The following is a 23992-nucleotide window of genomic DNA, read 5'->3' on the forward strand; positions in this document are numbered from 1 at the left end:
CCGTATGAGCCGCACCCATCGCCTGTTCCAACTGATGCAAGCCCTGCGCACCCTGCCTGCGCCCGCGACCGCCCTGCGACTGGCCGAGGCGACGGGCGTGTCGCCCCGCACGCTTTATCGCGACATCGACACCTTGCGAGAGCTTGGCGCGGTGATCGACGGCGAGGTGGGGTTTGGATACACCCTGATTGAGGACGCGCATCTGCCGCCTCTCGGCTTCAAGAATTCAGAGCTTGAGGCGCTGGTTCTTGGACTTCGTGAGGTTGCGGCCGTGGGCGACCCGGCGCTTGCGGATGCGGCCCGCTCCGCCCTCACGAAACTGCGCGCCCGTTTGCCGGACAGCCAGGCACACCGCCTGCGCCATTCCGTGCTCGTGGCGCATCGGTTCAACCCACCGGCCAAGCCCACCATCGATTCGGGTGTGCTGCGAGAGGCGTGCTGGGAAGAGCGGATCGTGGGCTTTGCCTATACCGACAAGCACGGCGTCGCGACGCAACGCGAGGTCAAACCGCTGAGCATCATGCTCTTCGATCAATCCCACTGCCTGCTCGCCTGGTGCCTCAAACGCGATGACTACCGTGCCTTCAGGCTGGACCGTATGTCCGACCTCGGTGTTACCGACCGGTCCTTCCGTCCGGGTCGCGTGCCGCTTCTCAAAACTTACCTTGAAAACCTCAATCAGGCGGCAGGAGATCGCTTGGTCCGCTTTTGATTGCTTCGCAAAAGGAAACAATCGCGCTAGGCTGGTGGCAAATCCGGAAAACGGACACGGGCAGCAGGAAGACCAACATGCGACTGACAGCGATGACCACTTTTCTGGCCTTGATGGGATCGGTCGGGTTTGCCGAACCCGTGACGGATCCGATCCGCCCCGTCAGCCGCGCGTTGGCCGAAGGGGTCGTGAGCCGAAACGCGGAGACGCTCCTGGCAGTCAGCGCGCCGCGCAATTCGCTGCGCCCAACCCTGCGCCCGGCGCTCTCACAGGCGTCCAAAACCGTCGTTCCCACCGCCACGCAATCGGGCTTCGCCGACTGGATCACCGGCTTCCGCACCCGCGCGATGCAAGCCGGGATCTCAAGCAACGTGTTCGACCGCGCCTTTGCCGGTGTGCAATACGATGCCGACATCATCCGTCGCGACCGCAACCAGTCCGAGTTCACCAAGACGATCTGGGATTATCTTGACAGCGCCGCCTCGGATGCCCGCGTCAACAACGGCATCGCGGCGATGACAAAACACGCGGACCTGCTGAACCGGATCGAGTCGCGCTATGGCGTGGACAAGGATGTCGTCGTCGCGATCTGGGGTCTGGAATCGGCCTACGGCACGTTCCGGGGATCGAATCCGGTGATCGGGTCACTGGCCACGCTGGCATATGACGCGCGACGCAGCGACTTTTTCGAGGAACAGTTGATCGAAGCGCTGAGGATCCTGCAAAGCGGCGATGTCGAGCTTGCCGATTTCACCGGAAGCTGGGCCGGGGCGATGGGGCATACGCAGTTCATTCCGACCTCCTACCAATCGCTCGCCGTGGATTTCGATGGCGACGGCAAACGCGATATCTGGTCCGACGATCCCGCCGATGCGCTGGCCTCGACCGCCAATTATCTTGCCAAGAACGGCTGGGTCAAAGGCATGCCCTGGGGGATCGAAGTGCGCGTGCCGCGCGGGTTCGACTACACGCTGGCAAAGCGCGACATCCAGAAGATGCCGTCGGATTGGGCGGGCCTTGGCGTTGTCGATCTGGACGGCGCACCGGTGCCGGATCACGGATCGGCCTCGCTCCTGCTGCCCGCCGGAGCACGCGGCGCGGCCTTTCTCATCTTCAAGAATTTCGACGTGATCGAAACCTACAACACCGCCGATGCCTACGTGATCGGCGTCGGCCACCTGAGCGACCGAATCGCGGGCGCCGCTCCGATCCGGTCGAACTGGCCGCGCGAGGACCGCGCGCTGACCTACGACGAGCGCAAGGAGATGCAGCGCCTGCTGACATCAAAGGGCTTCGACACGAAAAAGATAGACGGCAAGATCGGCCCCTTGACCATCAACGCGGTTCGGGCGTTTCAGACCTCCATCGGCGACATTCCCGACGGCTATGCCTCTTTGAACATCCTGAAAAAACTGCGCTGAAGTGTCTGACACTCTGCCGGGCCACATATCGGTCCTGCGCTTGGGTAAAGCAATGCTGATACCGAATTCGACGATAGCGGTCGATTGCGCGGCGATTGGCCAAGCCATAGCCCGTTTATCCGCCACCGACCCGGCTTTGATCCTTAGAGCGTTTGCACCGGGCGGTTGCGCGGCCTACACGCGGTAGGGCGTACGGGCCCAGGCCAGACCCATCCCCCGTCGCGCCAAAGGAGCCCTATCGTGATCCTGACCATTGACGTGCATCTAGAATACCAGCTTTCCAAACCCACGGATTTGCTTTTGCAGATCGAAGCGGCGGACCTTGCGGACCAGACGCTGCACCACGCGCATATCGATTTTTCCGAGGTGTCGCATTTCGCCCGCGTCGCGGCGGATGAAGGGCTGGGCGAACGCATCTGGCTGCGTGCCGATGGTCTGTTCCGCTGTGACTACACCTCCCGGATCGAGGTCGACCGCCCGGTTCTGGACCTGAGCGCGCTTGACGCCGTGCCTCCGCATCTGCTGCCCGGTGACACGGTGCGTTATCTCATGCCATCCCGGTATTGCCCCTCGGACGAATTCCAGACCTTCGTCGCGGCCGAATTCGGCCATCTGTCGGGTGGCGCGCAGATCGTCGCGATGCGGGACTGGATCAATGGCGCCTTCAGCTATGTTCCGGGCGTCAGTAACGCGCAGACCACCGCGCTCGACAGCTTTGTGCAGCGCCAGGGCATCTGCCGGGATTTCGCGCATGTGATGGTGACGCTGGCCCGCGCCGCCACCATCCCGGCGCGCTTTGTCAGCGTCTACGCGCCGGGCGTGATGCCGCCCGATTTTCACGCGGTGGCCGAAGTGTACCTTGAGGGCAGCTGGCACCTCGTTGACGCCACGGGCATGGCCCCCGCCGACACAATCGCCCGCATCGGGGTCGGTGCGGATGCCGCGGATGTGGCGTTCCTCAACATTTTTGGTCAGGCGCAGTTCGTCGCGCAAACGGTGGCGATCCAAACGGCGTAGAGTTCTTTGCGGTTAAAACCGGTCTTGAACACTAGGCCGCTTACCTGCCCCATTGAGCCGACCGGCTGGCGGCGCGGATCACTTGGGGGTGCAGCCGTCGCCACGGAAACAGGCCAGAACCTCTTTCTCCTGCGCCGCTGTCGGCGCGACATAGGTCATGCCCGGACAGGGACCGATCTCCATGACCCAGTTCCGGTCTTCCTGTTTGAGAAAGGTCAGGTGCGGGCCCTTGACCGTGCCTCCGCACCAAGGGCCAAGACAGGACACGCGCAGGATCACATCACGCTCGAAGGGCTTGGTGAACCCGTCCTGCGTCAAGGACTGACCCGCCAGCCATCCCTCAATATCCCGCGTATCCTGTTGCCCGGTTCCGCGCTGATCGACACGGTCCGGAAGCTCGGTTTCGTCGAAGAACAGGTCGCCTTTGACGACGATGTAGACATCTTCGGATTGCGCGGCGCGTGTGTAATCGCGCGCGATATCTGGCGCCATGCAGCTTAGCGCCAGTGCCGGCTGCGCCAGCGCGATCAGCAGCGCTGCTGCCACCCCGACACGTCGCATCACAGGTGGTCCTTGAACGCGGCCAGAACCCGCTCGTAGACATGCCGCTTGAAGGGCACGATGTTGTTGATGAGCTGATCCGGGTCCATCCACTTCCAGCGGCTGAACTCCTGATGCTCGGTCGCGATATCGACCTGATCGTCGGTGCCCTTGAAACGCATCAGAAACCACTTCTGCTCCTGCCCGCGATACCGCCCCTTCCAGAGCTTCCCGACAAGATCAGGCGGCAGGTCGTACGGGATCCAATCCTTGGTCTCCGCCTCGGTCTTGACGAGGTTCGCGGTGACGCCGGTTTCCTCCCACAGCTCGCGCAGAGCCGCTTCGCGCGGGCTCTCGCCCTTGTCCACACCGCCCTGCGGCATCTGCCAGGCGGGTCCCGGATTGTCGATGCGCTGCCCGACAAAGACATGCCCGTCCCGGTTCACCAGCATGACACCGACACAGGGACGATATGGCAGTCGGTCGATCTCTTCGGGGGTCATATGGGCAGGGTCCTGTGCTGTTGAGGCGCGGTATTCGAAGCCCGCATAAGGGCGCATCACAGTGTTGGCACGCCTGGGTTCGATACACCAAGAGCCGGTGATTTCAAACGACAAGAGCGCAGTCGTCGGCTTCACCGGAGACAAGAAACCCGGAAGCCTTGAAGCTCCCGGGTTGTATTGATGTTCGTCGCTTGGAGCCCCGCCTCAGTCGTTCGACGGTTGCAGCGCGGTCAGGCCCTTGAGGATGTCGATGGCATAGGCCAGTTGGTAATCCTCTTCGCGCAGTGCTGCGGCGGCTTCGGCCTTGGCGCGGTCCGCTTCGATCTGTTCGACCTCGTCCTCGCTCAGGCTGTCATTGTTCAAGCTGCCGCGAAGGTCCGCCTCGGAGCGGTTGAAGACGTTTGTTTCTTTCTCCTCCTCGGTCTCTGCGGGCCGCCGCGGCTGTGCGACGACAATGTCGGGCGACACGCCCAGCGCCTGGATCGACCGGCCCGATGGCGTGTAATAGCGCGCCGTTGTCAGGCGCATCGCACCATCGCCACGCAGCGGCATGACCGTCTGGACGGACCCTTTGCCGAACGACTTGGTGCCGACCACGATGGCGCGGCGATGATCCTGCAACGCACCCGCGACGATTTCCGACGCCGACGCAGAACCGCCATTGATCAGCACGACAATCGGCTTGCCCTCGGCCAGATCGCCGGGCGTTGCGTTGTAGCGGTCGCCATCCTCGGGGTTGCGGCCACGCGTGCTGACGATTTCGCCCTTCTCCAGAAACGCGTCGCTGACCCGGATCGCCTGGTTGAGCAGACCGCCGGGGTTGTTGCGCAGGTCGAGAACGATGCCTTCGACGTTTTCCATGCCGCCGGCTGCCTCGATCTGTTCGGCCAATCCCTCTTCGAGGTTGGCGTAAGTCTGATCGTTGAACGTGGTGACACGCAGCACGACCGCATCCCCCTGAAGGCGCGTGCGCACGGCTGTCAGCGTGATCGTATCCCGGATGATCGACACATCGAACGGCTCCGCCTCGCCTTCGCGAACCACGGTGATGATAATCTCGGACCCGACCGGGCCGCGCATCATGTCCACGGCCTCGTCCAGCGTCAGGCCCAGAACCGAGTCGCCATCGACATGGGTGATGAAATCCCCCGCCTCGATCCCTGCGTCATCCGCAGGCGTGCCGTCGATGGGAGAGACGACCTTCACGAAGCCCTCTTCCTGCGTGACCTCGATCCCCAGACCGCCGAATTCGCCGCGTGTCTGGACGCGCATGTCGGCCGCGTCATCGGGCGACAGATAGCTGGAATGCGGATCGAGCGAGGTGAGCATCCCGTCGATCGCCGCCTCGATCAATTCGCCCGCGTCCACCTCTTCGACATATTGCGCGCGGATGCGTTCGAAGATGTCGCCGAACAGGTCCAACTGCTCGTACACGTTGGTGGTGCGGGCGCTTTCCTGCGCGACCAGCGGGCCCACGAATTGCGTGGTGGCCACGATGCCTGCCAATGTGCCGCCCACGGCCGCCATGACTACTTTTTTCATTCAGTCATTCCCTTATCATCTGTGAACCACCCAAGGGGGTCCTCTGGCGTATCGCCCAGTCTGACCTCTATATAGAGCGTCTCGGACAATGCTTCACCAGCCCTTTCACCGGATGGTGATTGAATATCGCCGGATTGCCCCTCTGGTCCGCCCATCAAACCCACCGGACTTCCCTCTGGCAGAACCTGTCCGGTTTCTCCGAAAACTGTGTCGAGTCCCGCCAAGACAAACAGGATATCGGGCTCCGGTTCAAGGATCGTCACCAACCCGTAATCCAGAAGCGGCCCGCGGTAGCGGATCGTTGCCGCGGTGGGCGTGGTCACAAGTGCGCGAGGCCGCGTCGCGATGAGGACACCGGGGCGCGTGACGCCCGCGGCATCGGTCTCACCGGCCCGGCGCAAAACCTCACCGGTCACCGGCAGCGGCAGGCGCCCTTTGCGATCGCGCGCGGAGGGCAGGTCGAGATCGGCCTCGTCCTCGGAAATCTGGCTCAGACCGGCGGCAAACCCGTCGAGCGTTTCAGTGGCGGCGATCAGAATGGCGGTCCTGACGGGATCCTCGGTGAACTTGCGCGGAAGATCGGTGCGGTCAGCCATCGCCTGGCTCAGCGCCGTGCGCGCGGTCTGGATATTGGCGAGACCGGTCTGCAACGTGCTGGCCGCGTCCTGCTGAAGCTGGCGCAGCGCGGTCGCCTCTTCCACATCGGCCCGCAATCCCGCCGCCGCATCGGACAGGGCCGGCGTCACCGCTGCCATCAGCACCCCAGCCCGGGCCGCGCCGATCGGCCCGTCCGGGTGAACAAAGCTTTGCGGGCCTGCAGACGTGCCGAGCGCGGACAGAGCCGCCAAAAGGCGCGTCACCTCGGCATCGCGCGAGTCGAGTTCGCGACGCAATTCGGTTTCCCGGATCGACGCGGCCCGCAAGCCGTCCCGCATCGCCGCCAGACCGGATTCGAACGCCTGCACCGCTTCGGTCAACGCGCGCACGCGGTCGCGCGCCGTCTCGGCGGCGTCGAGCTTGGCAGTGGCCTCCTCGAGCTGCGCCATTGCGCTGCGCGCGGCGTCGGCCGGCGTCTGCGCCGCAAGCGGCGCGCCGATCAGGCAGAGAACGAGCGCAAGATGCTTCATGACCGGATCAGGCTCTTCCCCGTCATTTCCTCGGGTTGCGGCAGGTTCATCAGCGCCAACAGGGTCGGTGCCAAATCTGCCAGACGCCCATCGACCAAAGATGCGCCCACCGGTCCACCGTACATCACCACAGGCACAAGGTTGGTCGTGTGCGCCGTGTGCGGCCCGCCGGTTTCGGGATCGACCATGGTCTCGCAATTGCCGTGATCGGCGGTCACGATCATTGCGCCACCCGCCTTTTTCACCGCATCCAGCACCTTACCCAGCCCCGCATCCACCGCCTCGCAGGCCTTGATCGCGGCATCCAGATCGCCGGTATGGCCAACCATGTCGGGGTTCGCGTAATTGGTCACGATCAGATCGTACCCTGCCTCGACCGCGGCCACGAACTTTTCGGTCACTTCATCGGCCGACATCTCGGGCTGCAAATCATAGGTCGCGACGTTCGGACTTTTCGGCATGAACCGATCCTCGCCCTCTTCCGGCGTTTCCTGTCCACCGTTCAGAAAAAACGTCACATGGGGATATTTCTCGGTCTCAGCCAGCCGGTACTGGCGCTTGTCATGCTTGGCGACCCATTCGCCCAGCGTGTTCTTGATTTCCTGCTTGGGGTAGGCTGTCGTCATGTAGGCGTCATGCAATTTGGAATAATCGACCATGCCCAAGAGCCCCGACAACGCGGGCTTCTCGCGGTCAAACCCATCGAATTCAGGATCGCCGATGGCCGCAAGGATCTCCCGCGCGCGGTCGGCACGGAAGTTGAGGCAGAAGAACCCGTCCCCCTTGGCCAGACCGTGGTAATCTCCAATGACGCAGGGTTCGATGAATTCGTCGTTCTGGCCGGTGTCATAGGCGTGCTCAACCGCCTTGATCGCGGTCTCGGCAGAAGTCCCCTGACCCAGGATCATCGCGTTGTAGGCGCGTTCAACCCGGTCCCAGCGCGTGTCGCGGTCCATTGCGAAGTAACGGCCGATCACTGTCCCGATGATCGCACCTTCGGGCAGGCTGTCCTGTAGATCGGCGATGAACCCCTTCGCCGAGGTGGGGGCGACGTCCCGACCGTCGGTGATCGCGTGCAGGACGACCTCAACACCCTGATCGGTCAGCATCTTCACCGCCGCCTTGATATGGCTGATATGCCCGTGCACCCCACCATCCGAGACCACGCCCATCACATGCGCGCGTCCCCCGGCATCCCTGACCGCCCGAGCGAAATCAAGGATCGCCGCGTTCTCGAAGAAACTGCCGTCCTCGATGGCGAGGTCGATCTGCCCCAGATCCATCGCCACCACGCGACCCGCGCCGATATTGGTGTGCCCTACCTCGGAATTGCCCATCTGACCCTTGGGCAAACCCACGTCCGGCCCATGCGTGACCAGCGTTGCATGCGGGCAGGTCGCCATCAGGTGATCCATCGTCGGCGTGTTGGCCAGTTTAGGCGCGTTGGCCGTCGGATCCTCGCGCAGGCCCCAGCCGTCGAGAATGGTCAGAACGACAGGTTTCGGGGTGGTCATATACGGTATCCTTTGCGCCGCCCGGTGTTACGCGCGGTGTAGCAGAGGTGGCCCGGGATGTGGAGAGGCGGCTTTCGACCCGCGATCGAACCGCTTGCGCGGTCCGATCAACTGGGGGCTCTGCCCCCAGACCCCCGGCATATTTGTAAAAAAGAAGAAGGGCGAAAGCCGCTTTAGATAAACATCCGCCACCCGGCCAACCAGCGCGTCAGAGTGGTGATCGCGCAGAGTGCCGCGAAGCCGTAGGCAAGCCAAGGGAACGCTGCGGGAAACAGGCACATGGCCACGAAAAGCGCGATGGTTTCCGTGCCTTCGGTCAACCCTCCGAGGTAATAGATGCCCTTGGTCGGGTAATCCTCGGACGACAGCCCGCGCTTTTCGGCGATGATCGAGAAAGCGAGGAAGCTCGATCCGGTGCCGATGAAGCTGGCGATCAGCAGCGCGGCGGGTAGCGCGTTCGTGCCCGGATCGTGCAGCGCAAATCCCAGCGGGAACAGGCCGTAGAACATGAAGTCGAGCGCGATATCAAGGAACGCGCCGCGATCCGTCGGGGCGGTCAGCCGCGCGACCGCACCGTCGAGCCCGTCCGCCAGACGGTTGAGCGCAAGGCAGAAAAGCGCGGTCCAGAAAAGACCGGCCCAGAGCGCCATGACGCCGACAAGCCCGATCCCGAAGCCGAAAAGCGTGATCTGATCCGCCCTGATCCCGCTCGCAGCAAGCATCCGCGCCGGTCGATCGATGGCGCGTTTGACGAACGGTAGAAGGGTGGCGTCGAACATGGTTCAACCTTGCGAACAGGGGTTGGGGCCCGCCATACCGGGCCGGTCCGCAGCCGTATACTGAAATCTTGCACACCTGTTTGTCATTTGACCGAAAGCGGGTATCGCTGGTTTTAAGCTCAGATCGGGGCACGCGCCTCCAATATTCAAGGACGTTTCTTCATGCGGATATTCCTCGCTGCCACGCTTGCCCTTGCCACCGCCGTATCGGCTCAGGCCGAGCCGGACCCGTCGAACTGGGAAGCCGTGACCGAAGAGGCGCGCGGCCAGACCGTGTATTGGAATGCCTGGGGCGGGTCGGACACGATCAACAGCTTTATCGCCTGGATCGGCGACCGGGTCAGCGAAGACTATGGCGTGACGCTCGAACACGTGAAACTGTCCGACACCGCCGACGCGGTGAGTCGCGTTCTGGCGGAAAAGACCGCTGGCAAGGACGAGGGTGGCGCGGTCGATCTCATCTGGATCAACGGCGAAAACTTCGCCGCGATGAAGCGGCAGGAGCTGCTGTTCGGCCCCTGGGTCGAAGACATGCCAAGCTGGGCCAATGTCGACGTGGCGGGCAAACCTGCCGTGATCTCGGATTTCACCGTGCCCACCGACGGGCTGGAAGCCCCCTGGGGCATGGCGCAGGTGGTGTTCTACTACGACACCGCCCGGATTGACGCGCCGCCCACCACGATGGAGGCGCTGGCCGCCTATGCCGCCGCCAATCCGGGTCGTTTCACGTATCCGCAGCCGCCGAACTTCCTTGGCTCCACCTTCCTCAAGCAGGCGCTGATCGAATTCGTACCCGACGCATCGGTGCTGCAAGCGCCCGTCGAGGACGCGGACTACGACGCTGCAACCGCCGCGTTCTGGACCTTTCTCGATGGTTTGACGCCAAACCTCTGGCGGTCGGGCCGCGCCTATCCGCAGAACGAATCCCGTCAGATACAGCTGATGGCCGACGGGGAGATCGACCTCGCCATCAGCTTCAACCCAAACGAAGCGAGCAACGCCATCGCCAACGGGCAGTTGCAGGATAGTGTCCGCAGCTTCGTGATGGAGGCTGGCAGCATCGGCAATGCAAGCTTTGTCGCCATCCCCTACAACGCCAACGCCAAGGCCGGCGCGATGGTGGTGGCGAATTTCATTATGTCGCCCGAAGCGCAGGCGATGATGCAGGACCCCGAGGTCTGGGGCCTTGGCACCGTGCTTGATCTGGCCAAACTGTCGGGCGACGACCGGATGCGGTTCGACGCGCTCGAGCTTGGCATCGCCACCCTGCCCCCCGAAGACCTGGGCGCAACCCTGCCCGAGCCGCACCCGAGCTGGATGGTGAAGCTCGAGGAAGACTGGACCGAGCGCTACGGGGTTGCGCAATAGGCGCGATGTGACCCCCCGCTGCGACACCAAAACGGCGCGGGCCCGGTTTCTGCCCTGGGCCCCGCTTCTGACACTTGCGATCATGTTCGGCCCCGTTTTGGCCGGCGTGCTGGGCACGATCGGCCCCGCCTTCGGCTATCTGCCCGCGCTTGGCGGTGACAGCGTCAGCCCGACCGCCTTTGCGATGCTGTTTGATTGGCCCGGCATCACCCGTGCCAGCGTCCTGAGCGTCACCACCGGGATCGCGGCCACCACGATTTCGCTTCTGCTGGTGGCGCTGATCTGCGCGGCGTGGAGCGGGTCGCGCGCGTTCCGCGTCATCGAACGGATGTTGTCGCCGCTCTTGTCGGTACCGCACGCGGCGGCGGCCTTTGGGCTTGCGTTCCTCATCGCGCCGTCGGGATGGATCGCGCGGGCGACGTCGCCTTGGCTCACAGGATGGGACAGGCCGCCGGACCTGCTCATCCTGCAAGACCCGTATGGCCTGTCCCTGATCGCAGGGCTGGTGGTCAAGGAGGTGCCCTTCCTGCTGTTGATGACGCTCGCCGCCCTTGGCCAGATCCGCACGGCTCAGGCGCGGGACACGGCGTTGGCATTGGGCTATGCGCCGGTGACGGCCTGGTTCAAGACGGTGTTTCCCCGCGTCTATGCCCAGATCAGGTTGCCTGTCTTCGCGGTGCTCGCGTTCTCAATGACCGTAGTGGACGTGTCCCTGATCCTTGGGCCCACAACACCGCCCACGCTGGCGGTGCAAATCCTGCGCTGGATGAACGACCCCGATCTGTCGCAACGCTTTCTCGCGTCGGCCGCCGCAGTCTGGCAACTGGCCCTGGTGGTTTTCACGATGCTGCTGTGGCGGCTGGCGGAAATCGCGGTGGCGCATCTGGGTCGGCGATGGGTCGCCTCCGGCGCGCGCGGCGGGGCGACGCGGACGGTGCGCGCGATCGCTCTCGCCGCCGCCATGCTCAGCGCCGGGTCCATCGTCTTCGGCCTCTTTGGCCTGGCCGTCTGGTCCGTCGCCGGGCTTTGGAGCTTTCCCGACCTCTTACCAGACGCGTTCACCGGCAGGACATGGATGCGCCACGCCATGAACCTCTGGCCGATCGCCAGCGAAACCCTGATCATCGCAGCCGTTTCCACGCTTGTCGCCCTGCTGCTGACGCTCGCCTGTCTCGAAGCCGAAGAACGGCACGGTCTGAAACCCGGATCGCGGGCGCTCTGGCTGCTCTACGTGCCGCTGATTGTGCCGCAGATCGCATTTCTGACCGGGTTGCAGACATTGGCCATCTTCACAGGCATCGACGGCAACAGACTGGCCGTGATCGCGGTGCATATCATCTTCGTGCTGCCTTACGTGTTCCTGTCGCTCGCCGATCCGTTCCGCGCCTGGGACGCGCGCTACGGCCACGTCGCGCGTGCCTTGGGCGCAGGCTGCGACGGGGTGCTGTGGCGCGTGCGACTGCCGATGCTGCTGCGCCCGATCCTGACGGCCGCCGCCGTGGGCTTTGCGGTCTCCATCGGGCAATTCCTGCCGACGCTTCTGGCGGGCGCCGGACGGGTTCAGACCCTGACCACCGAAGCAGTCGCATTGGCCTCCGGGGGTGACCGGCGGGTGATTTCGGTCTATGCGTTGGCCCAGACCGCGCTGGCGCTTTTGCCCTTCGCGCTGGCACTGTTCGTTCCCGCCATCGTCTGGCGCAATCGCAAGGGGCTGCGCCATGCCTGATCCCGGACTGACCCTCGACCACGTCACCATCCGCCGCAACGGGCGCACGCTGGTCGATATCTCGGACCATATCGCCCCCGGCGAGGTGCTGACCGTGATGGGGCCCAGCGGATCGGGCAAATCAACACTGCTGTCCTACATCATAGGCACTCTGGACAGCGCGTTCGAGGCGCGTGGACGTGTCATTCTCAACGGCACCGATATCACCGATCTCGCCCCCGAGGCGCGGCATGTGGGCATCCTGTTTCAGGATGAACTGCTGTTCCCACACCTGTCCGTCGGCCAGAACCTTGCCTTTGGCCTGCGCGCCTCGGTCAAGGGGCGAGCAGAGCGGACGCGGCAAATCGAGGCCGCCCTTGCCGATATCGGGATGGACGGCTTTGCCGACCGCGATCCCGATACGCTTTCGGGCGGACAAAAGGCGCGGGTCGCGCTGATGCGGATGCTCTTGTCGGGACCGAAGGCTTTGCTTTTGGACGAACCGTTTTCCCGGCTCGACACCGAACGCCGAGATCAGATCCGCGCGCTTGTCTTCGACCAGGCGCGTGCCAAGGGATTGCCGGTGCTGCTCGTCACCCATGACCATGCCGATGCCGAAGCGGCGGGTGGTCGTGTGCATCGCTTGGAGTAATGCCGAAATCAGTCGGCTGATTTTCGACCGGTTCGCGACCTCAAACGCAGCGCATTTCCCACCTCGCCGGGCAGGATCCCGGCGCATTTGGCATATCGCGGCACCATACGCGAGGGTTGCAGTGCCGTGCGCCAAATCCATTCCATCGCAATCGCTCGCACCCATTTCGGCGCCCGCACCTGCGTTCCTGCAAAGAAATCGAGGCCCGCGCCAATGGATACGAAGCCGACTGATGGCAGCACATCCCGACCGTAGGCCGCGAACAGCTCCTGTTTGGGCGCGCCCAGCGCCAGAAACGCGATATCGGCCTGCGCGTCTTTGAGGGCGGAAAGTACGGTATCGGCGGACTCACCGGTCGGATCGAACCCCATCGGCGGCGCGAGTGTGGCGACAACGCGCGCACCGGGAACTTCGCGTTCCAGGTGGTCTTTCGCCCCGGCCAGGGCGCTCTCCGTGCTGCCCACCAGCGCGAGAGTTTTGCCCTCGGCCGCGGCGATCCGCGTGATGGGCAGGATGGCGTCAGACCCAGGGATCAAGGCGATTGGCCGACCTGCCAGTTTCGACAGCCACACGATCGGATTGCCATCCGCCACCACGATATCCTGCGCCGCGTATGCCTCGCGGAACCGGGTGTCCTGCCGCAGCTTGACCAGATGATCGAGGTTGATCGTCGCCAGCGAGAACCCCTCGCCACGGCGCAGCCGGTGGGTAATCTCGTGCTCAAGCGTATCCCAATCGGTCACGTTGATGGCGACGTCATACCCATCGCCCCAGAACCGCATTTGGCTCTGCTCTGTCACAGTCGATAGGCTTGAAGTCGATGTCATTGCGCCACATCGTCCCGAGACCGCTGCAAAATCAAGACATACCGGCATAAATTCCCCTAACACCCACGATAAAATCCGCTTTTGTCGAAATATGACCATTATTGAATGGTGTGAATCGCCCTGAAAACACGTGTAAAAACCCGAGAGCAGCCAGTGACCCGCGTCCGCACACCGATCTACCGTGGCCTCGACCACGGCGGCACCCCGTTTGGAGTGGCGTCATGACGGGTGTTGTCTCGCTGATCGGATGCGGCTTTGTGGCCGACCTCTACATGCGGTCGCTTCAGGCGATGGACGGGATCACCGTGGCAGGGGTCTATGATCACAACCCGGGCCGTCTGGCGCAGTTCTGCACGCATTGGGGTGTGCCCGCCGTGGGATCACTAAACCAGTTGCTAGACCAGCACCCACGCGATGGCGTCGTGCTCAACCTCACGAACCCATCCGCGCATTTCGAGGTAAACAGCGCCTGCCTGGCCGCAGGATGCCACACCTATTCCGAAAAACCGCTCTCCATGGCGTTGGACGAGGCCAAGACGCTGCATGCACAGGCCGATGCGGCCGGGCTCATGTTGGCGTCCGCGCCATGCAGCGTTCTAGGCGAAGCGGCGCAAACTCTGAGCCACGCGCTGCGCACCGGAATCGCGGGGACCCCGCGCGTGATCTATGCGGAACTCGATGACGGGTTCGTGCCGCAAGCCGCCTACCGAAAATGGATTTCCGAATCCGGCGCGCCCTGGCCATTCGAGGATGAATTCCGCGTCGGATGCACGCTCGAACATGCGGGCTACTATTTGGGCTGGCTGATCTCGTGGTTCGGATCGGTGCGCACGGTGGTCGCCGCCTCGGCCGAGACCGTCTCAGAGAAGGAAGGCACCGGGCCATTCGCGCCCGATGTATCCGTGGCGACGCTGTTTTTCGACAACGGCCCGATGACCCGGCTGACCTGTTCCATCGTCGCCCCGCATGACCACCAGATCCGCATTATCGGTGATGATGGCGTGCTCGCCTGCAAGGCCGCGTGGGACAATTCGGCCAAGGTGACCTTTGCCAAACGCATGTCGATCCGCCGCCGCCTGATGGAATCGCCATTTCCGAAAACGCTCAAGCTGTCCCAGCCGACCCATCCCAAGGTCAAACGGTGGGGGGCCGCCGCGATGAACTTCATGCTTGGCCCCGCTGAAATGCTGGAGGCGATCCGAAAAGGCCGGCCGTCCCGCCTGTCCAACGATTTCGCCCTGCACATGACCGAGGTTGCATTGGCTATGCAAAACGCAGGCGAAAGCGCGGGCGCGCAATCCATGACCACGCGCTGCGACCCGATGGACCCGATGCCATGGGCGATGTGAACCGCGTCCTTATCACCGGCGCGTCGGGCTTCATCGGCCGCGCGACCGTGACCGCTGCGTCGGAGGCCGGATTGGAGGTTGTCGCGGTGCAGCGCAGGCCAGGAGCCGACCGCACGGGTGTGTCGTACGTTTCGACCGACCTAACCGTACGGGACTCGGTCGGAGTTCTGATCGATGCGCTCCAAGGCTGCGACGCCGTCATCCACCTTGCCGCCGCGATGTCGGGGGATCCGGAAGATCACAAGAGACTTACCGTTGGCGGCACAGAGCATCTGATCGAAGCGATGCGACAGGCCCGGACGCCGCATCTGACGCTGGCCAGTTCCATTGCCGTATTCGACACCAGCCAGGTGCCGATTGGCGGTGATCTGACTGATGATTGCCCGCTGGAGAACCCGGCCATGTCGCGCGACGCCTATTCCGGCGCGAAGGTGCGTCAGGAAAACGTCGCCCGCGCCGCGCGTCTGAACAGCCTCGCCATCCTGCGCCCCGGCATTGTCTACGACAACGGTCAACTGTGGAACGCGCATCTGGGCGTCAGGCTCGGGCCGATCCTGCTGCGCATTGGTGGCGACGATCCATTGCCGATGTGTCATGTGGACCGCTGTGCCGCAGCGTTAGTTCACGCAACTGTGCACAAGGTAAACAACACGTTTACCGTCCTCGACCCTGCCTTGCCGACGCGCGGACGGGTCATCACCGCCCTGCGCCGCACGGGCTGGCCACGGCTGGTGGTTCCGGTCCCTTGGCAGGTCCTTTGGTCAAGCGCCCGACTATTACGTCCGATTTCGACAAACCTACCCGGCCTACTGCGCGAAAACGTGTTGCGCCAGCGCGTCTTGCCCATGGGTTACCGCATGAAAGATCCTTTCGGTGTAGACCCCCTGCCCGATCCGTCTCCGGACTGGAGGGCCGCCGCATGACCCTTCCCAAGATCGCCTACCTCACCGGCGAATATCCCCGCGCCAGCGACACGTTCATCCAGCGCGAGGTCGCAAACCTGCGCTACTTGGGGCTCGAGGTTCTGACCTGTTCGATCCGCACCACCGGGGCCGAGCACCTGATCGGACCGGAGCAAAGCGAAGAACATGCGCGCACCTTCAAGGTGCTTGACGCGGTGAAATCCCCCGTAACAACACTGCGCGCGCATTGGCGGTGGGTAAAGACGCCGGGCCGCTACCTGTCGGCGCTTGGCCTAGCATGGCGCACCGCGCCGAAGGGACTCAAAGGGCGAGTCTACAACCTGATCTATTTCGTCGAAGCCGGTGTGCTTGCCGCGAAACTGGCTGACGAAGGCGTTACGCACCTGCACAACCACATCGCCAAGGCGTCGTGTACTGTCGCGATGCTTGTCGGCGCATTGTCGGGTCTCCGCTGGAGCTTTACCATCCACGGGCCGGATATCTTTTTCGAACCCCATCATTGGCGGATCGACGAAAAAGCCGCGCGCGCGGCGTTCGTGGCTTGCATCAGCCATTTCTGCCGGTCGCAACTCATGTGTTTCGCCGATGCAAAGCACTGGTCCAAACTGCACATCGTGCATTGTGGTGTGGACCCGACCAAATACGCGCCCAAGCCAGATCGCAATGGTTTGCAGGCACTCTTTGTCGGACGTTTGGCCGGTGTGAAGGGCGTGCCGATCCTGATCGAGGCGATGGCGCGGCTGGCCGAGACATACCCCAACCTGACGCTCAGGCTGGTGGGCGACGGGCCGGACCGCACCGCCCTTGAGACCGAGGTCGCGGAGCGCGGCTTACAGAACCGCGTGGCGTTCCTTGGCTACAAATCGCAGGCCGAGGTGGCCGAGGAACTGGCGCAGACCGACGTGTTTGTCCTACCCAGCTTTGCCGAGGGCGTGCCCGTTGTCCTGATGGAGGCGATGGCCGCGCAGGTGCCGGTGGTGACGACCCGGATCGCCGGTGTGCCGGAACTTGTCGAAGATGGTGTCAGTGGTCGACTGGTTCCCCCAGGCGACGTTGATGCCTTTACCAGAGCGTTCGATGCGCTTTTGTCGAACCCGGACCAACGCGTGTCTTTCGGTGCGGCTGGACGGGCGAAAGTGATGGCGGAATACGATGCCGCAACAGAAGCGGCGTGGCTGTCGCAGCTGATCCAGGAATATGCAAAGGGCGGCCCAACTCCGGGTCTGCGGCCCGAGGGAAGGCACCAAGCATGACAGTCGATGTCGTTCTGATCGGGCGCAACGAAGGTGACCGACTGGTGAAATCGCTGGCATCGGTCCTGCCGCAGGCGCGACGTGTGGTCTATGTCGACAGCGGGTCGACGGATGCCAGCGTCGCGAATGCCACAAAGGCCGGTGCCGAGGTCGTGAACCTTGATATGTCGGTGCCGTTCACCGCCGCGCGCGCCCGCAATGCCGGGTACGACGCGGTGATGGCACAGGACGAACCCCCGGAGGCGGTTCAGTTTCTGGATGGCGATTGCACGATGGCGGAAGGATGGCTCGAGGCCGGGCTGGCCCGACTGCGTGCCGAACCCGACCTTGGCCTTGTCACGGGCGTGCAAGCCGAATTGCAGCGCGACCTCACTATCTACAATCAGCTTTCCGATTTCGAATGGAAACGCCCGGTCGGAGAGATCGATGCCTGCGGGGGCAACATGATGGTGCGGGTATCCGCATTTCAGACAGTGGGCGGTTTCGACCCCACGGTCATCGCCGCCGAGGATGACGAGTTCTGTACCCGTCTGCGCAAAGCGGGCTGGAGGCTCATCCGCATTTCAGAGGACATGTCCTTGCACGACGGAGGACCCCTCCGGTTCGAACAATGGTGGAAACGGGCCGAACGCACAGGTCACGGGTTCGCGCAGGTCGGGCACCTGCATCCAGACTATTTCGTGCGCGAACGGCAGCGTGGCTGGGTTTACGGGCTTGGGCTGCCGCTACTCGCCATTTTCGGCGCGGCGGCGTCACCAGCGGTGCCGGTCCTGGTGCTGGGAGTGTACGGCTTTTCCTACCTGCGCACGGCCAAGGGGTTGCAGGCAAGGGGTCTGCCGTCGCACGAAGCGCGCATGCATGCGGCGTTTCTCACGCTGTCCAAGTTTCCGAATGTCATCGGGATGCTTCGCTACCATTGGCGGCGTCTGAGCCATGCGCAGATGCGCATCATCGAATACAAGTAAGGGGTTTAGGTACATGGCTTTGTCCAAGGTTCGCGTTGGTCTGATCGGGGCTGGCTATATCGCAAGCTGGCACGCGGACGCATTGCGCGCGACCGAAAGGGTAGAGATCACCGCGATCTGTGATCCATCCGAGTCCGCGGCATCCGCCTTGGCCGATGGGCTGGGCGTGCGGGTGTTTGCGGACGTCGCCGACCTGATCGAGGCCGGTGTCTGCGACGCGGTGCATATCCTGACCCCGCCGCATCTGCATCATGCCTTGGCGATCCAATGCCTCAAGGCCGGGTTGCATGTGCTGGTGGAAAAGCCGGTGGCGACATCGGCCGCCGAAACTGCCAAAATCGAAGCCGTGGCGCAGGAAAATGGCGTGCGCTTCCACGCCGGGCACAATTTCATGGGCCTGCCGTCCTATGATCGGCTGAAAGACATGCTGGCCAAGGGTGAGCTTGGCCGCGTATCGGTGGCCGAGGTGCATTGGTGTCTGCCACTTGCGCCCTTGCGGTCCGGGCCGTTCGGCATCTGGTTGCTGCGGGAACCGAAGAACCTGCTGCTGGAACTGGGGCCGCACCTGATGGGCTTCATCGTCGATCTGTTCGGTGCGCCGGATATCCAGTCGGTGCACCTGTCGAAACCCATTGACCTACCCGGCGAGGACACCCGCCATCAGGCATGGCGCATCATGGCTCAGGCGGGTGATGTCGACGTAACCCTGACCATGAGCGTGGTCGAGACGATTGACGACCGATCGCTGGCTCTGCGCGGATCGTCCGGACGCGCGCGGCTGGACTTCGCGGCCGATACCTTGCTTGTCGAGCGTGAGAATGCGTCGGACCTGGTTCTGAACCCGCTCAGGCGGCAACTGGACCTGTCTTGGCAACATCTGCGCGAAGGGGTGGGGAACACGATCACACAGGTCGCATCGCTCAACCGCAAATCGCCCTATGCGCTGAGTTTTCGGGGCATGGATGCCGCGATCTACGGCGCTTTGCGGAAGGACAAACCGGCGGATGCGCGTTTCTCGGGGGCCAGCGCGGTCAAGGTCATGACGGCGTTGGATCAGGCGTTGGCGCTGGTGCCGGAGGCCGATCTGAGACCGGCAGAGCCGAAAGCCAAGACTCGCGACCCGAAACCAACCGCGATGGTGATCGGTGGCACCGGCTTTATCGGACGCGCGTTGACACGGGCCTTGGTGGCCAAGGGACAGGATGTGCGCGTTCTGAGCCGGGGCAAACACGGTCCCTTCCCCGATCTGCCGGACGAGGTCGAAACCGTTGGTGTCTCGCTGTATGACAAGGCAGCGCTGGTCGCGGCGATGCAGGGGATCGACGTGGTCTATAACCTCGCCCGATCGCTTGAAGGCACCTGGGAGGACGCGCTGGAACATGATGTGGGCGTCGCGGTACGGATCGCCGAAGCCTGCCAGGAGGCGGGGGTCAAACGATTGGTCTATACCGGCACCATCGCCAGCTACGATATGTCTTCGCCGTTGCAGAAGATCACCGAGGATGTGCCGTTTCCCTCCGACATGAGCGACCGCAATATGTATGCGCGGTCCAAGGCGGAATGCGAAAAGCGCCTGATGGAGATGCACCGCGTGGATGGTCTGCCGCTGGTCATTGCGCGGCCGGGGATCGTTGTCGGGCATGGCGGGCCGTTGCAGCATTGGGGCATCGGACGCTGGCATGGCGCGGGCGCGGTGCGCATCTGGGGCGATGGGCTAAACATCCTGCCTTTCGTGCTGATCGACGACGTGGCCGAAGGGTTGATCCTGATGAGTGAACACCCCGATGCGGTGGGCGAAAGCTACAACCTGATCGGAGAGCCGATGCTGTCAGGCAAAGGATATTTCGAAGCGATCCACAAAGCCCTCGGAGCGCGCATCCGGGTGAGCACCGGCAATCTGACCCTGTTCTGGGCGGCGGATGCCGTAAAGCATGTGCTCAAGGTCTATGCGTTGCGGCGCGGGGGGCTGACGCGACCGTCGCTGGCCGATTGGAAAAGCCGCGCGCATCTATCGCCGTTTGTGAACACCAAACCCAAGCAGGAACTCGGCTGGAAACCAGAAGCCGATAAGGCGGCGTTCATCGAAAAAGCGATTGGAAAGGCAAATCTCTTCGGGTTCTGATCGCCTTGAATTGATCAACAATCCCCTCAAATCGGACGTATTCTTGACAGATTGGCCTGTCAGACACGCATGGTGCGGACCCGTCCGTGCGAGAGCAGACCGGAAGGTGACAATGCCCCGCCAAGAGGCTGAAACATGACCGAGCAGCCAAAATTCCAACGCCGGAAACGGCGCGGGGCGGCAACGCCTGTTCAGCCATCAGACCGTGCGCGGACATCTGCATCCGACCCGGAAATCGCGAAACGGGACGCGTTAATCGCCGAGAAAGAGGCTCTGCTGCAACGCAAGGCGGAACTGGAAGCCGACCGGAAACGCCAAGCGGAACTTGAGGCTGAACGGGAAGCCGAGCAAAAGCGAGAGGCCGAACAGCAGCGTCTTCTAGACACCGAGCGCGCCGCCCAGGCCAATGCAGCACCAGTTAAGCCAAAGGCGCCGCTGGTTCTCGCCAGGGCGCCCCAAAAAGGCTCTGACGATCCGGAACGGTACTGGAAGTGCATCGATCGCTTCGCGCTGGATGAGCATCGGCTCGCCGCCCGAAACGTTGTGACTGCGCTGCGCAGTGACCCGTCGCATACGCGGTTTGACATCCTGCGCACGCGGATGCTTCAGGCCCTGTCCGAAAACGGCTGGAAACGGGTGGCGATCACCTCGCCCACCAAGGATTGCGGCAAGACCTTCACGGCTGCGAACCTGGCCATCAGCCTGTCGCGGCAGGAAAACTGCCGGACCGTTTTGCTCGATCTCGATATGCGCAGCCCCAGCCTTCACAAAATTTTCGGCGTGACCGACACTGGCGCGATTGGCGACATGCTGCGCGGAGAGATCGCGCCCGAAGACCATGTTCAGGGATTTGCGGCCAACCGGATTTCCGCCGGATCACACGTAGCCATCGGTTTCAACGGCATGGTCGAACCCTACGCGGCAGAGCTTCTGCAAGACCCCTCAACGAAGCGCGTGTTGAGCGAGATCGAAACCAAATTCGCGCCCGACGTGATGCTGTTCGACCTGCCGCCTGCGCTATTGAACGATGACGTGATCGCGATGCGTCCGCATATCGACGCACTGCTGATCGTGGCTGCCGGCGGAACGACCAAGGCCACCGAGATCAAAGAGACCGAGCGACGGCTGGGAGACAAGATCCCGCTTCTTGGCGTCGTGCTGAACAAGGCCGAACAGTCCGAAAGCGGCGATTACACGTATTGACGTTACTGCGCGCTGCGCGGTGAGACTGACAGGCCTGTCAACGTCGCGAGCGGTTTCGCGATCAATGCGATCGCTCCGAGAAGGAACGCGGCAAGCACCCCCCATCCAAATTTCGATCCATTGCTTTTCTTCTTGGTCGGCGCCGCCGAGGCGTTTTCGATCACCGGGACCGAGATCACGGGACGCACGCCAAGGATACGCTCCATCTGGGCCGCATTGCGGATCGGCGGGTTGAGCATCTCCAGAACGAAGGCCACGCCAACGGCCAGCAACAAACTTGCCACCCCACCCAGCATCGCAATCGACCGCTTGCTGCGCGATATGGCGTAGACTGGCGCGATGGCAGGCTCGAGGACTTCGAAACGCGCCAGTTGACGTTGCTCTTCGAGACTCTGACTCATTTCCGCATCGGCCTTGCGGCGCGAGATGACGGTGAATTGTTCGTTCAACTGCGTCAGTTCACGCTCGAGCGACGCCAGTTCCCGTTCAACCGCGGGCGCACGGGTGAGCAAAGCATTGATTTCAGTGGTGCGATTCTCGATCAGGGCGATCTGGTCTTCCAAGAGGCTGACTTCTCGCTGCAATGCTTCCGGGCGAACGCGGGCGCTGTTGGACTGAAGGCTCAGGATCTGCTGACGCAAGGTGAGAAGCGTGCCGTTAAGGGTCGTCAATTCACCTTGCAGCACGCTGATATTGGCAGGCAGCACTTCGGCATTGGCCGACTTGTATTCGGCGATCACGGCTTCGGCGGCGATGATCTCTTCGCGGATGCGCGCCTCTTCGATGTTGAAGAACTCCAGTTCCACCTGCGCGCGGTCAACGCTGCGGGTGCGGGCCTCTTCCATGACGCGGGCGAGAAGATCGTTGGCGACATCGGCGGCCGTTTGCGGATCGCTGAGATTCACGTCGATTACCATTCCCGAAACCGATTGGTTCGGCTGCCAAGCTTCGCCGGTGAGGATCGGCTCGATCCGAACGGATTCACGCATGGCGGTCAGGCGCTCGGTCGGGGTCATGCTGGGGTCTTCGTTGAAGAGGTCATGCGTCTCCATGATCTCGGTCAGAGACCCGCGTGACATGACGCGCTGTTCGATCAAGCGCACCGTACGGCGTGTATCGAGGCCACCACGCGGATCAATGGCGGCACCTGGGGTGGAGTTGGTTCCGGAAACCTGCGGGTCCTCGATCTGCACCACGGCAATGGCGTTGTAGACAGGCGTCCGCGTCAGCGCGACGACGACCGATACGACGCACCCTATCAGGGTGATCAGCACGATCAATCCCAGACGCCGCTTGAGCGCAGAGAAAACCTCTTCGAACGACTGAAAATACAACACGCGTTCAACTCCAGTACCAAGGCCCCCGCCTTGCCCAATGTTGGGTCAAACTATGACCATGCGCCTTGGACAAGTCACAATTTAGACAAAACAAGGCGAAATTGCGACAGCGAACGAGCGGCGAATTTGGAAACAACGCGTTTCCAAACGGCGTAAGTCGGTGAAAGTAGGGGTCAAACAGCGGTTCAGTTCTGCGAAATACCCGTGACCGGCAAAGCGGACACGACGTCCCACACAGTGTCCTGCATCAAGCGCGCAAGATTTGGGCCGGGCGCTTTGGCGGGTGTTCCGTCGGCCCGGTCAAGCTGTGCCGGGAGGCCCACCGGAGAGCGTTGATAGAGCACCGCGTAATGCGTCAAGGCGACGAGGTAGGCTCCAAGGTCGTTGACGTGGATCGGGTCGAGCGTTCCGTCTTCAAGGCGGGCGAACAGGTCTTCGCGCGTAGCAACCCCATCCACCGGCTTCCCGGCTTCGATGCGGCGCACCAGTTCTGCCATCACGCGACCAGCGGGGATCACGTAGATCGGTTCGGGGTCGGGAATCGCCGCCATCGCCTGCGCCAGAAGCACCCCTTCCCAATACCGCGCCGGGTCGGTGTCGAGGCGATCGAGCCAGCCTTCGGGATCGTTCAGATCATGCCAGGATTCGTAGAGATAGGTGCGGATGTGCGGGTTGCCGTCCCGCGCTGCCGTCACCCATTTTTCGAGGTATAGCGGTGCATCGAAGTAATCGATGGCGGCTTCGATCTCGACCATTTCGGTCAGAACGAACGTGTTGTACTCGCCGCTCGCCAGTGCCTCTTTCGCATCACGATAATGCGCGTGGGCGTTCTCTGTCTCGAACCCCTGAGCCGGCTCATCAGGCTCCCAGTGCGCCTTGAGCGGTGTGCCCCAGCCCAACTGCGAGGCGTGTTCGTGTCCCGCCAATTGCGCCAGTATCGCGGGCATGTCGCGACCCACAAGAGAGTGCCCAAGGTGGAACACCTTGAGCGGACCATCCGGAGGCGTGAGGGGTGTTTCGTAGCGGGCCGCCAGTTCCGCAGGCGTCAAAGCCTGAGGGGGCTTTACGACATACCAAATCACCGCACCGCTGATGGCGGCAATCACGCCGGCTAATAATAGGCGACTCTGCCG

General features: G+C 62.9%; 21 protein-coding genes. 12 read left to right on the plus strand and 9 right to left on the minus strand.

The window, feature by feature from the left end; all coding sequences use genetic code 11:
* Positions 1-4 precede the first annotated feature (4 nt).
* The 3 genes from Q1B16_RS07880 (at position 5) to Q1B16_RS07890 (ending at position 3150) form a co-directional block, all read left to right on the plus strand.
* Entirely contained in the window at positions 5-712 is a 708-nt protein-coding gene (locus Q1B16_RS07880; RefSeq protein WP_299786351.1) for a YafY family protein, read from the plus strand.
* Positions 713-789: 77 nt separating this feature from the next.
* The gene (locus Q1B16_RS07885) at positions 790-2133 is read left to right on the plus strand and encodes a lytic murein transglycosylase (RefSeq protein ID WP_299786353.1); all 1344 of its coding nucleotides are present in this window, start codon (positions 790-792) and stop codon (positions 2131-2133) included.
* Positions 2134-2373: 240 nt separating this feature from the next.
* Positions 2374-3150 (plus strand): transglutaminase family protein, encoded by a 777-nt coding sequence (locus Q1B16_RS07890; RefSeq protein WP_299786355.1) that lies wholly within the window; start codon positions 2374-2376, stop codon positions 3148-3150.
* A gap of 78 nt (positions 3151-3228) precedes the next feature.
* Here the strand turns inward: Q1B16_RS07890 and Q1B16_RS07895 are convergent, their stop codons facing one another.
* The 6 genes from Q1B16_RS07895 to Q1B16_RS07920 form a co-directional block, all read right to left on the minus strand.
* A complete protein-coding gene (locus tag Q1B16_RS07895) occupies positions 3229-3711 on the minus strand; it encodes a hypothetical protein (RefSeq protein ID WP_299786357.1) in 483 nt (160 codons plus the stop codon).
* Positions 3711-4193 carry an RNA pyrophosphohydrolase gene (locus tag Q1B16_RS07900; RefSeq protein ID WP_299786359.1) on the minus strand — a complete coding sequence of 161 codons (483 nt, stop codon included), beginning with the start codon at positions 4191-4193 and terminating at the stop codon, positions 3711-3713. Before Q1B16_RS07900 ends, Q1B16_RS07895 begins: the two co-directional genes overlap by 1 nt.
* 204 nt (positions 4194-4397) lie before the next feature.
* Positions 4398-5735 (minus strand): S41 family peptidase, encoded by a 1338-nt coding sequence (locus tag Q1B16_RS07905; RefSeq protein ID WP_299786361.1) that lies wholly within the window; start codon positions 5733-5735, stop codon positions 4398-4400.
* Complete coding sequence (locus Q1B16_RS07910) at positions 5732-6862, minus strand: peptidase M23 (protein WP_299786363.1); 1131 nt, start codon at positions 6860-6862, stop codon at positions 5732-5734. The genes Q1B16_RS07905 and Q1B16_RS07910 overlap by 4 nt, the downstream gene beginning before the upstream one ends.
* Positions 6859-8376, minus strand: coding sequence for a 2,3-bisphosphoglycerate-independent phosphoglycerate mutase (gene gpmI, locus Q1B16_RS07915; protein ID WP_299786365.1), 1518 nt, complete (start codon positions 8374-8376; stop codon positions 6859-6861). The genes Q1B16_RS07910 and gpmI overlap by 4 nt, the downstream gene beginning before the upstream one ends.
* Positions 8377-8549: 173 nt before the next feature.
* Positions 8550-9155 carry a CDP-alcohol phosphatidyltransferase family protein gene (locus tag Q1B16_RS07920; protein WP_299786367.1) on the minus strand — a complete coding sequence of 202 codons (606 nt, stop codon included), beginning with the start codon at positions 9153-9155 and terminating at the stop codon, positions 8550-8552.
* 162 nt (positions 9156-9317) lie between these two features.
* On the opposite strand from Q1B16_RS07920, the gene Q1B16_RS07925 reads away from it, so the two are divergent.
* From Q1B16_RS07925 to Q1B16_RS07935, 3 genes are all read left to right on the plus strand, one after another.
* On the plus strand, positions 9318-10523 hold the full coding sequence (locus Q1B16_RS07925; RefSeq protein ID WP_299786369.1) for an ABC transporter substrate-binding protein: 1206 nt from the start codon (positions 9318-9320) through the stop codon (positions 10521-10523).
* An 82-nt stretch (positions 10524-10605) separates the two neighbouring features.
* The gene (locus tag Q1B16_RS07930; protein WP_299787831.1) at positions 10606-12249 is read left to right on the plus strand and encodes an ABC transporter permease subunit; all 1644 of its coding nucleotides are present in this window, start codon (positions 10606-10608) and stop codon (positions 12247-12249) included.
* A complete protein-coding gene (locus Q1B16_RS07935; protein WP_299786371.1) occupies positions 12242-12880 on the plus strand; it encodes an ATP-binding cassette domain-containing protein in 639 nt (212 codons plus the stop codon). Before Q1B16_RS07930 ends, Q1B16_RS07935 begins: the two co-directional genes overlap by 8 nt.
* Positions 12881-12888: 8 nt before the next feature.
* Here the strand turns inward: Q1B16_RS07935 and Q1B16_RS07940 are convergent, their stop codons facing one another.
* Complete coding sequence (locus tag Q1B16_RS07940) at positions 12889-13707, minus strand: WecB/TagA/CpsF family glycosyltransferase (RefSeq protein WP_299786373.1); 819 nt, start codon at positions 13705-13707, stop codon at positions 12889-12891.
* Positions 13708-13928: 221 nt separating this feature from the next.
* On the opposite strand from Q1B16_RS07940, the gene Q1B16_RS07945 reads away from it, so the two are divergent.
* From Q1B16_RS07945 to Q1B16_RS07970, 6 genes are all read left to right on the plus strand, one after another.
* A complete protein-coding gene (locus tag Q1B16_RS07945; protein WP_299786375.1) occupies positions 13929-15056 on the plus strand; it encodes a Gfo/Idh/MocA family oxidoreductase in 1128 nt (375 codons plus the stop codon).
* Positions 15044-15979 (plus strand): NAD(P)-dependent oxidoreductase, encoded by a 936-nt coding sequence (locus Q1B16_RS07950; RefSeq protein ID WP_299786377.1) that lies wholly within the window; start codon positions 15044-15046, stop codon positions 15977-15979. Before Q1B16_RS07945 ends, Q1B16_RS07950 begins: the two co-directional genes overlap by 13 nt.
* On the plus strand, positions 15976-17232 hold the full coding sequence (locus Q1B16_RS07955) for a glycosyltransferase (RefSeq protein ID WP_299786379.1): 1257 nt from the start codon (positions 15976-15978) through the stop codon (positions 17230-17232). The genes Q1B16_RS07950 and Q1B16_RS07955 overlap by 4 nt, the downstream gene beginning before the upstream one ends.
* Positions 17229-18197, plus strand: a complete 969-nt coding sequence (locus Q1B16_RS07960) for a glycosyltransferase (protein WP_299786381.1) — start codon at positions 17229-17231, stop codon at positions 18195-18197. Before Q1B16_RS07955 ends, Q1B16_RS07960 begins: the two co-directional genes overlap by 4 nt.
* 13 nt (positions 18198-18210) lie before the next feature.
* Positions 18211-20319 carry an NAD-dependent epimerase/dehydratase family protein gene (locus Q1B16_RS07965; RefSeq protein ID WP_299786383.1) on the plus strand — a complete coding sequence of 703 codons (2109 nt, stop codon included), beginning with the start codon at positions 18211-18213 and terminating at the stop codon, positions 20317-20319.
* 135 nt (positions 20320-20454) lie between these two features.
* Positions 20455-21522: a CpsD/CapB family tyrosine-protein kinase gene (locus tag Q1B16_RS07970; RefSeq protein WP_299786385.1), complete on the plus strand. Its 1068-nt coding sequence runs from the start codon at positions 20455-20457 to the stop codon at positions 21520-21522.
* 2 nt (positions 21523-21524) lie between these two features.
* On the opposite strand, the gene Q1B16_RS07975 is transcribed toward Q1B16_RS07970, so the two are convergent.
* On the minus strand, positions 21525-22859 hold the full coding sequence (locus Q1B16_RS07975) for a Wzz/FepE/Etk N-terminal domain-containing protein (RefSeq protein ID WP_299786387.1): 1335 nt from the start codon (positions 22857-22859) through the stop codon (positions 21525-21527).
* 185 nt (positions 22860-23044) lie between these two features.
* Positions 23045-23965, minus strand: coding sequence for a hypothetical protein (locus Q1B16_RS07980; RefSeq protein WP_299786389.1), 921 nt, complete (start codon positions 23963-23965; stop codon positions 23045-23047).
* Between the last annotated feature and the right edge of the window lie 27 nt (positions 23966-23992).

The organism is uncultured Marivita sp., from assembly GCF_947488135.1.
Classification (GTDB): domain Bacteria; phylum Pseudomonadota; class Alphaproteobacteria; order Rhodobacterales; family Rhodobacteraceae; genus Marivita.

Coding starts and splice junctions, on each gene's coding strand:
- Q1B16_RS07880 (WP_299786351.1), top strand. CDS start 5: ATGAGCCGCACCCATCGCCTGTTCCAACTGATGCAAGCCCTGCGCACC.
- Q1B16_RS07885 (WP_299786353.1), top strand. CDS start 790: ATGCGACTGACAGCGATGACCACTTTTCTGGCCTTGATGGGATCGGTC.
- Q1B16_RS07895 (WP_299786357.1), bottom strand. CDS start 3,711: ATGCGACGTGTCGGGGTGGCAGCAGCGCTGCTGATCGCGCTGGCGCAG.
- Q1B16_RS07900 (WP_299786359.1), bottom strand. CDS start 4,193: ATGACCCCCGAAGAGATCGACCGACTGCCATATCGTCCCTGTGTCGGT.
- Q1B16_RS07905 (WP_299786361.1), bottom strand. CDS start 5,735: ATGAAAAAAGTAGTCATGGCGGCCGTGGGCGGCACATTGGCAGGCATC.
- Q1B16_RS07910 (WP_299786363.1), bottom strand. CDS start 6,862: ATGAAGCATCTTGCGCTCGTTCTCTGCCTGATCGGCGCGCCGCTTGCG.
- gpmI (WP_299786365.1), bottom strand. CDS start 8,376: ATGACCACCCCGAAACCTGTCGTTCTGACCATTCTCGACGGCTGGGGC.
- Q1B16_RS07920 (WP_299786367.1), bottom strand. CDS start 9,155: ATGTTCGACGCCACCCTTCTACCGTTCGTCAAACGCGCCATCGATCGA.
- Q1B16_RS07925 (WP_299786369.1), top strand. CDS start 9,318: ATGCGGATATTCCTCGCTGCCACGCTTGCCCTTGCCACCGCCGTATCG.
- Q1B16_RS07930 (WP_299787831.1), top strand. CDS start 10,606: ATGTTCGGCCCCGTTTTGGCCGGCGTGCTGGGCACGATCGGCCCCGCC.
- Q1B16_RS07935 (WP_299786371.1), top strand. CDS start 12,242: ATGCCTGATCCCGGACTGACCCTCGACCACGTCACCATCCGCCGCAAC.
- Q1B16_RS07940 (WP_299786373.1), bottom strand. CDS start 13,707: ATGACATCGACTTCAAGCCTATCGACTGTGACAGAGCAGAGCCAAATG.
- Q1B16_RS07945 (WP_299786375.1), top strand. CDS start 13,929: ATGACGGGTGTTGTCTCGCTGATCGGATGCGGCTTTGTGGCCGACCTC.
- Q1B16_RS07950 (WP_299786377.1), top strand. CDS start 15,044: ATGGGCGATGTGAACCGCGTCCTTATCACCGGCGCGTCGGGCTTCATC.
- Q1B16_RS07955 (WP_299786379.1), top strand. CDS start 15,976: ATGACCCTTCCCAAGATCGCCTACCTCACCGGCGAATATCCCCGCGCC.
- Q1B16_RS07960 (WP_299786381.1), top strand. CDS start 17,229: ATGACAGTCGATGTCGTTCTGATCGGGCGCAACGAAGGTGACCGACTG.
- Q1B16_RS07965 (WP_299786383.1), top strand. CDS start 18,211: ATGGCTTTGTCCAAGGTTCGCGTTGGTCTGATCGGGGCTGGCTATATC.
- Q1B16_RS07970 (WP_299786385.1), top strand. CDS start 20,455: ATGACCGAGCAGCCAAAATTCCAACGCCGGAAACGGCGCGGGGCGGCA.